This window comes from Granulicella sp. L46, assembly GCF_009765785.1.
In the GTDB taxonomy this organism is placed as follows: domain Bacteria; phylum Acidobacteriota; class Terriglobia; order Terriglobales; family Acidobacteriaceae; genus Granulicella.
In genome coordinates this window covers 708,098-716,620 of record NZ_LMUT01000012.1, presented here as the reverse complement: position 1 = coordinate 716,620, position 8,523 = coordinate 708,098, and the positions used below count along the sequence as shown (strand labels likewise).

Sequence of the window (8,523 nt, the reverse complement as noted above, 5' to 3'; positions counted from 1 at the left end):
CCCGCCACATCCGCTCGGTTAGCCGTTCAACTCTAGGCCTATAGGTACCCCAAGGCTTCAGCCTTGGGTCTCATAACCGTGGGCCGAAGACCCTTCCTCGCTGCCGCAGGCCGGAGTGGAGCCGCAGGCGCAACGACTGATCTGCCCTCCCCGATCCAGCCCGTGCTCCCAAGCCCCGCCACCGAACCCTCCCACCGCCAAAATCTTGTCAAGCCCCCTCAAGCCCTAACCCCAACAAACCAAGCCAAATAGAGTTGGCATAGTTACCCCCACCAAAAGCCTACAATTGAACTAAGCCATCTTTTTGAAACACAGGGGCTGCGAGTCGGCGAAAGCCACTCGCAGCCCCTGGTCCATTTAATGGCTCAACCTAGGAGAAAAAATCATGTTCGAACCATTCAAAATCAGCCGAGTCCTCCCGCCGCACGAGCTAAACGCCCGTCGCGCCCGCAAGCACGTCCTCCCTCAGCCGCCGCCCATCTTCAAACGGCCGATCGCCAGCGACACCTTCCACGAACCCGGGATCCCCCCCAACGACCAAGTCTTCAACCACGGGGTAGACCGCATCACCCACCACAAATAAGCACCTAACGTCTCTGTTTGCCCTACTTTGCCCGTAAAGTCTCCGAATAGGCTACTTTACGGCGAAATGTGCCAGACCCTGACCCATACTTTGCCCCATAACCCCTGTCCCTGGACGACTTTGCACCTAAAGTACCCTAGGGAGGGGGGTGGGGGGTGCCCACCGGGCATCCCATAAGGAACCCATGTCTATTCAGTATTGTCGCCACATCAAGATCAACGGAGAACGCTGCGGCTCGCCCGCACTCCGCAACGAGCTATTCTGCTACTACCACGTCGAGTTCAAGCGCTACCATCCCCGCTGCGACTCTCGTCGCGACCCCGGCCTCACCGTCCTCCATCCCATGACCCTGCAGGACGGATCGCAGCGCGAACCCATCCTCGCCGAGCAGCTCCCGCAGCTCAACCTCCCCGAGCTGGAGGACCGTCACTCCATCCAGGTCGCGCTCTCCATGGTCATCATCGCCTTGACCGAAGCCCGCATCGACCCCAAGCTCGCCGCCCTGCTCTTCTACGGCCTCCAGGTCGCCAGCACCAACGCCCACAATCTCAACCCAATCCCCGAGCGCAATCCCGGCAAGGTCAGCCTCACCGTTCTCGACGAGGCCGACGGCAACCTCATCGCTCCCGAGGGCGACCCCGAAGACCCCGATGAGACACAAGACTACGAGCGCAAGGGCACCGCCACCCGTTACTGGGAGATGCTACAGGCCGAAGACCGAGAGAAGGAACGCCTCAAGGCCGAAGCCGACGCCGCCACCGCAAACCTCGGCACGCCACTACCTCCCTCCATGGAATCCAACACCCAACCAGATCGCAATATTGATCAAACCCGAGGCAACTGCTAACCCTCCGAACCGAATCTCCCCATAGGATTCTCCTCTACGTTCACCGCAACTTTTCGGGTCCAGGTCTGGTTTGACACCCAAGGGAACAAGATCCTGCAAGGAGCTCACATGACAAAACTGAAACAAGCAACGCTCGCAATCGCCGGAGGCCTCATCCTCTCGGCATCGCTCACCGCTGGCGCCCAGGCCTATGTCCGCGTCGGTCCTCCGCCACCGCCGCGCGGCATAGTCATCGGGCCCGCACCCCATCGCGGCTATGTCTACCAGTCCGGCTACTATCGCTGGCACGGAGGCCGTTATGTCTGGGTCGGCGGCGTGTGGGTCAGGCCTCCGTATGGCGGAGCCGTCTGGGTCCCCGGCATGTGGCGTAGCGGCCCCGGTGGCTACTACTGGGTCGCTGGCCACTGGCGCCACTAAGGACAAGTGAGTAGTGGAAGAGCAGCGAGTAGTGGGTAGGAAGGAGTGCGTTCCGCGCGCTCTTACTGCTCACTACCCACTACCCGTTACTCACTCGCGATGCCAAGTATCATCAACTCATGTCCGAAGCCCTCACCCCCGAAGACCGCGCCCGCCGCGTCAAAGTTCTCCTCTACGACGTAGACGGCGTCCTCACCAACGGCGACATCACCATCATCCCTCCCCTCGACGGCAATCCCAACGGCCATGTCACCGAGATCAAAGCCTTCTCAGCCCACGACGGCATGGGCATCAGCATCGCCCGCCTCGCAGGCCTCAAGATAGGCTTTGTCACCAAGCGCAACTCGCAGGTAGTAGCCATCCGCGCCCGCGACCTGAAGATCGACCACGTCTACCAAGGCCAATCCAACAAAGTCGACGCACTCAACAAAATCATCGCTGCCGAAAACTGCACCCTCGACGAAATCGCCTACGTAGGCGACGACATCATCGACCTCCCCGTGATGCGCAAAGTAGGCTTCGCGATAGCAACAGCGAACGCGAGACCTCAAGCCAAAGCCGCCGCGCATTACGTAACGCCCAACCCCGGCGGCCAGGGAGCCGGCCGCGACGCCATCGACTTCATCCTCAACTCCCGTGGCATCCTCGACCAGACCATCGAGCGCTACCTCGACCCCACCAGCGCCGAAGCAAAATCCGCCGACATCGGCGCCGGCAACATGTAAGGAGCACATCATGGACATCCAACGCGTCGGAACCAAACCCTCCGGCAAAGGTCCCGCAGACTGGTTCACCGGCAGCGTCCGCATCGACCCGCTCTTCCAAGCCCCCGACCCCGCGCTAGTCCAGGGCGCCAGCGTAACCTTCGAGCCCGGCGCCCGCACCGCCTGGCACACCCACCCGCTAGGCCAGACCCTCATCGTCACCGCAGGCTCCGGCTACGCCCAACGCTGGGACGGCCCCATCGAAGCCATCCACCCCGGCGACGTAGTCTGGTTCGCCCCCAACGAAAAACACTGGCACGGCGCCAGCCCCATCACCGCCCTAACCCACATAGCCATCCAGGAACGCCTCGACAACAAAGTAGTCGCGTGGCTAGAGCAAGTAACCGACGAGCAATACTCCAAAACCTCTTCCTAGAACCAACCGCCGCCTGTTGTCTTTCGCGCAACTTCGCGCCCTTCGCGCCCTTCGCGCCCTTCGCGCCCTTCGCGCCCTTCGCATCAAAGCACTTGCACTTGCACTTGCACTTGCACTTGCACTTGCAGTTGCACTTGCAGTTGCAGTTGCGGTTGCTCTTGTCGTTGTTCGTTTTTCGTCGTCATCCTGAGCGGAGCGAAGGACCCCCGCATTGGTCGTTGCCGTTGCCCTTGCTCTTGCCGCTGCCTTTGCTTTTCTTTCTGTCATTCCCTCTGGGAATCTGCTTCTGCACTTCCTCATCTCACCTGTGCAATAAGCGAAGAAACCGCGAACAGCTACAATGTCTCATGGCGATCGCACCCGTCATCGTCGACACTCCCATCGACCCAGCCCTAGCCTGGGCTCATCCCATCGTGCGAGAGTGGTTCCTCACCAAATTCGGCTCTCCCACCGAGCCCCAAATCGCCGGCTGGCCCGCGATCCTCCGCAACGAATCAACCCTGATCTCGGCGCCCACAGGCTCCGGCAAAACCCTCTCAGCCTTCTTAGTCTGCATCGACAAACTCCTTCGCGCCGCCATCGAAGGCCGCCTCGCCGCGCACACGCACGTCGTCTACATCTCGCCCCTCAAGGCCCTCTCCAATGACATCCAGAAGAACCTCGACGCACCGCTAGCCGAGATCCAGCAACTAGCCATCGCGCGCGGCTATCTATGCCCCGAAATCCGCACCAGCGTTCGCACCGGCGACACGCTCACCAAACACCGCCTCGCGATGCTCAAGCATCCACCGCACATCCTCGTCACCACGCCCGAGTCGCTCTACATCCTGCTAACAGCAGGGAAGTCCCGCCAGAACCTAACCCGCGTCCAGACCGTAATCGTCGACGAGATCCACGCCATCGCCGACGACAAGCGCGGCGCCCACCTAGCCCTAACCCTCGAACGCCTCGACGCCTTAGTCTGCGGAGAGAACCATCTAGCGCCCGGAGCAATGCTAACCGGCCTAACCACGCGCCCACAGCGCATAGGCCTCTCCGCCACCCAAAACCCCATCGAGCTAGTAGCCAACTTCCTAATCGGCAACGCGCCCGCGCGCAAACCCGCGACCATCATCCAAGTCGGCCAACGCCGCACCCTCGACCTAGCCATCGAAGTCCCCAGCACCGAACTCACCTCCATCACCTCCATCGCTATGTGGGACGAGATCTACGACAAGCTAGCCGCGCTAGCCCAGCAACACCGCAGCACGCTAGTCTTCGTCAACACCCGCAAGCTAGTAGAGAAGATCAGCTTCGAGCTAAGCAACCGTCTCGGCGAAGACGCAGTAGCCGCGCATCACGGCAGCCTCTCCCGCACCTTGCGCCTGGACGCCGAGCAGCGCCTCAAAGCCGGCGAGTGCAAGATCCTCATCGCCACCGCCTCCCTCGAGCTAGGCATCGACATCGGCACAGTAGACCTCGTCTGCCAGATCGCCACCACCCGCGCGGTCGCCGTAGCGATGCAGCGCGTAGGCCGAGCCGGCCACTGGCGCGGCGCCATCCCCAAAGGCCGCTTCTTCGCCACCACCCGCGACGACCTCTTCGAGCAAGCCGCCCTCCTCCGCAAGATGGTAGCCGGCGAACTCGACCTCCTAGAGATCCCGGACCAACCCATCGACGTCCTCATGCAGCAGATCGTCGCCACCATAGGCGCCGAGTCCTGGCACGAAGACGCCCTCTACAACGTCCTCCGCCGCGCCTACCCTTACCGCAACCTAACCCGCGAGCAGTACGAAGAAGTCCTCGCTCTCCTCCACAACGGCATCGAGAACTCCCGCGGCCGCTACGGCGCCTACATCCTGCGCGACCAGGTCCAAGGCCATCTCCACGCCCGCCGCGGCTCGCGCAGCATCGCCATCTCCAACGGCGGAGCCATCCCCGACACCTCGATCTTCGCCGTCATGCTCCAGCCCGAGAACGTCCAGATCGCCACCCTCGACGAGCACTTCGCCGTCGACAGCTCTCCCGGCGACGTCATCCTCCTCGGCAACACCAGCTGGCGCATCCAGCGCGTAGACCCCAACGGCAAGGTCCTCGTAGAAGACGCCCACGGCGCCCCACCCAGCATCCCCTTCTGGGAAGGCGAAGCCCCCCAACGCACCTCCGTGCTCAGCGACGGCGTCAGCGCCCTCCGCCACGAGATCGACCAACGCACCACCAGCCTCACTCCGCAACACCTCGTAAGTGGACCAGAGCTTCTAGGTACCCCAAGCCTTCAGGCTTGGGTCTCACATGCCCCGGTTGAGGAAGGGGCTTCAGCCCCTGGGGTATGCTCTCCTCCTCTCGCCGACGATCCCCAATCCCAACTCCAAGACACCCTCGCCTTCCTCCGCGACACCTGCTTCCTCTCCCACTCCGCCGCCCTCCAACTCATCACCTACATCGTCCACGGCCGCGCGGTCCTCGGCGCCGTCCCCACCAAAACCACCCTCATCGCCGAGCGCTTCTTCGACGAAGGCGGCGGCCAGCAACTCATCCTCCACGCACCCTTCGGCGGCCGCCTCAACAAAGCCTGGGGACTAGCCCTCCGCAAGCGCTTTTGCCGAGGCTTCAACTTCGAACTCCAAGCCGCCGCTACCGACAACGGCATCAACATCTCCCTAGCCGAGCAGCACAGCTTCCCCCTCGCGGACGTCTTCCACTTCCTCACCACCCTCACCGCCCGCGAGCTCCTCGAGCAAGCCAGCATCCCTTCGCCGCTCTTCAAGAACCGCTGGCGTTGGGCCGCGGGCCGCAGCCTCCAACTCCTCCGCATGCAGAAGGGAAAGCGCGTCGCCCCGCAAATCCAGCGCACCCGCTCCGACGACCTCCTGGCCAGCGTATTCCCCCACGCCTCGGCCTGCCCCGAGACGATGACCGGCGACATCGAGATCCCCGACCACCCACTAGTCCGCGAAGTCATGAAGGACACCCTCACCGAAGCGATGGACCTCGAAGGCCTCCTCGAAGTCCTCGCAGGCATCGCCGACGGCACCATCACCTGCATCGCCGTCGACACCCCAATCCCGAGCGTCTTCGCGCACGAGCTAATCAACGCGATGCCCTACGCCTTCCTCGACCCAGAGGACGCGGCCGCCCGCCGCACCCGCGCCGTCAGCACCCGAGGCAACGTCCCCTCGCGTCTCCCCGAATCCCCCGGCCGCATCGACCCCGCAGCCATCGCCACCGTCCGCACCCAACTCTGGCCCGACGTCCGCGACGAGCACGAACTCCACGACCTCCTCCTCCAACTCATCGCCCTCCCGATCCAATGGCTCGGCGCATCGGGTGCCACAAGCTCAGTTTCTCGGACCACAGAACCGGGTGCCCCAGGTCTCGATTCTGGGACCTTGGTTTCCACGATGCCCACAACCTCTCGCTCTACCCAACATTGGCCCGTGTTCTTCAACCGCCTCGCAGAGAAGGGAAGAGCCCACTGCATCGACATCGAAGGTTCTCCCACCTGGATCGCCACCGAGCGCCTCCCCGAAGCCGCCGCTCTCTGGCCTTCGATCGAACTACCCAAACCCTGTCATCCTGAGCGCAGCGCGCAGCGCGCAGCCGAAGGACCTGCCACACCGCTCACACCCACCACAGCGCCCGCGCCATCAGCCACCGCAAGCCCGCGCGACACCGCCACCCTTACCCTCACACAAGGCTACCTCCAACTCCTAGGCCCCACCACCTCCATTCACCTCGCCACCCTAACCCACCTCAAGCCCGCGGACATCCACCAGTCTCTACTCACCATGGAGATGCAAGGCCTCTCCATGCGCGGCGTCTTCGAGCACCCACCCACCACCGACCCCCACGCCGAAGAGTGGTGTGAGCGCCGCATCCTGCAACGCATCCACCGCCTCACTCTCGGCACCCTCCGCAAGCAAGTCGAGCCCGTTACCCCGGCGATCTTCATGCGCTGGCTCCTCGACTGGCACCACCTCGCCCCCCAAACCCAGCTCACGGGCGAAGAAGCCGTCCTCGCCGCCATCGAGCAGTTAGAAGGCTTCGAAGCCCCCGCCATCGAGTGGGAACGCACCCTCCTACCCAACCGCATCGCCAACTACCAGCCCCAATGGCTCGACAACCTCTGCCTCGCCGGCGTCCTGGCCTGGGGCCGCATCTCCCCCCACCCCGCCTGGACTTCCGCGGCTTCCACGTCTGCCGAAATCCCCACATCCGCGTCTACCGCAACGCCGCTTCCAGGTACCCCGAGCCTTCAGGCTCGGGTCTCATATCCTTCAGGAGGGGAAGGGGCTTTAGCCCCCGAGGTATGCCTTTCTCTCGCACCAGCAAGAACGGCACCCCGTCGTGTCATTCCCACCACCGCCGCCCCGATAACCTTCTACCTCCGCGACTCCTCCGACTGGCTACACCACGCCCTCGCCTCCAAGTCCATCGACGAGACGACCCTCACCCAATCCCTCTCCCCCGAAGCCCAAACCATCCGCGCTCTCCTAGCCACGCAAGGCGCCGCCTTCACCACCGACCTCCAGCGCGTCTCCGGCCTAACCAAGCTCCAAACCACGACGGCCCTCTGGGAGCTCGCCACCGCCGGCCTGGCCTCCGCCGACGGCTTCGACCAGCTCCGCTCCATGATGGACCCGCGCCGCAAATCCGCAACTACCGCGCCCGCCCCTACCAGCCTCCGCAAACGAGCCGCCGCCCGCACCACCGCCGGCCGCTGGTCCCTCTTGTCAGCCACCACCCCGGGTATCCCAGGTCCGGATTCTCGGACCTGGGATTCGCACGATCCTCGCGCCACTACATCAACCGCTATCGCCCAGGCCAAACAAACCGACGCCGCCCTCGACGCCCACGCCCGCATCCTTCTCTGCCGCTACGGCGTCCTATTCCGCGAGCTCCTCACCCGCGAAGCCAACGCCCCCAAGTGGCGCGACCTCCTCCCCATCCTCCGCCGTCTCGAAGCCCGCGGCGAAATCCGTGGCGGCCGCTTCGTCAGCGGCCCCTTCGGCGAGCAATACGCCCTCTCCGAAGCCGCCGACAGCCTCCGCAAGGCCCGCACCCAACACGCCTCCCGCGCCGACGAACCCGCCATCACCGTCGCCGCCGCCGATCCCCTCAACCTCGCCGGCATCCTCGTCCCCGGCGACCGCATCCCCGCCATTCCCGGCCGCACCGTAAGCTTGCTCAACGGCGTCACCGTCGAAGAAAATCCCTCCCCATCTTCCACCACCAAACCACCGCGCGCCACCCGCACCCGCAGCATCCCCGACATGCTCCGAGCCGAAGCCCTCACCACGCGCACCCCCCAACCCGCAGCCTCTCCCAGCCTCTTCTCATGACCGACGGCAACGATCCTTCGAAGGGGATGGGCTTCAGCCCATCCATAGAACCTGCTGAAAATCCGAAGGCTTTAGCCCCTGAGGGAGAGTCCCTCCGCCCCGAAGACTTCTACATGGAAGGCCCCTACCTGGTCTTCACCGCCGCCTACCACCTCCGCCGCGGCTCCTGCTGCAACTCTGACTGCCGTCACTGCCCCTACAAGTAGCAAATAGCG

Annotated in this window: 7 protein-coding genes; all 7 read left to right on the top strand. The window is 63.8% G+C overall.

The annotated features are described in order from the left end of the window. Window positions 1–385: 385 nt before the first annotated feature. The 7 genes from GSQ80_RS12395 (at window position 386) to GSQ80_RS12360 (ending at window position 8,514) form a co-directional block, all read left to right on the top strand. Entirely contained in the window at window positions 386–583 is a 198-nt protein-coding gene (locus GSQ80_RS12395) for a hypothetical protein (protein ID WP_158787927.1), read from the top strand. A gap of 184 nt (window positions 584–767) precedes the next feature. Beyond that, window positions 768–1,430 (top strand): hypothetical protein, encoded by a 663-nt coding sequence (locus GSQ80_RS12390; RefSeq protein WP_158787926.1) that lies wholly within the window; start codon window positions 768–770, stop codon window positions 1,428–1,430. Between the two features lie 108 nt (window positions 1,431–1,538). After that, window positions 1,539–1,847, top strand: coding sequence for a YXWGXW repeat-containing protein (locus GSQ80_RS12385; protein ID WP_158787925.1), 309 nt, complete (start codon window positions 1,539–1,541; stop codon window positions 1,845–1,847). 119 nt (window positions 1,848–1,966) lie between these two features. After that, complete coding sequence (locus GSQ80_RS12380; RefSeq protein ID WP_158787924.1) at window positions 1,967–2,572, top strand: HAD family hydrolase; 606 nt, start codon at window positions 1,967–1,969, stop codon at window positions 2,570–2,572. A 10-nt stretch (window positions 2,573–2,582) separates the two neighbouring features. Next, window positions 2,583–2,987, top strand: a complete 405-nt coding sequence (locus GSQ80_RS12375; protein WP_158787923.1) for a cupin domain-containing protein — start codon at window positions 2,583–2,585, stop codon at window positions 2,985–2,987. A gap of 347 nt (window positions 2,988–3,334) precedes the next feature. Continuing rightward, window positions 3,335–8,308, top strand: coding sequence for a DEAD/DEAH box helicase (locus GSQ80_RS12370; RefSeq protein WP_254059605.1), 4,974 nt, complete (start codon window positions 3,335–3,337; stop codon window positions 8,306–8,308). Beyond that, entirely contained in the window at window positions 8,305–8,514 is a 210-nt protein-coding gene (locus GSQ80_RS12360; protein WP_254059604.1) for a DUF5522 domain-containing protein, read from the top strand. Before GSQ80_RS12370 ends, GSQ80_RS12360 begins: the two co-directional genes overlap by 4 nt. Window positions 8,515–8,523 lie beyond the last annotated feature (9 nt).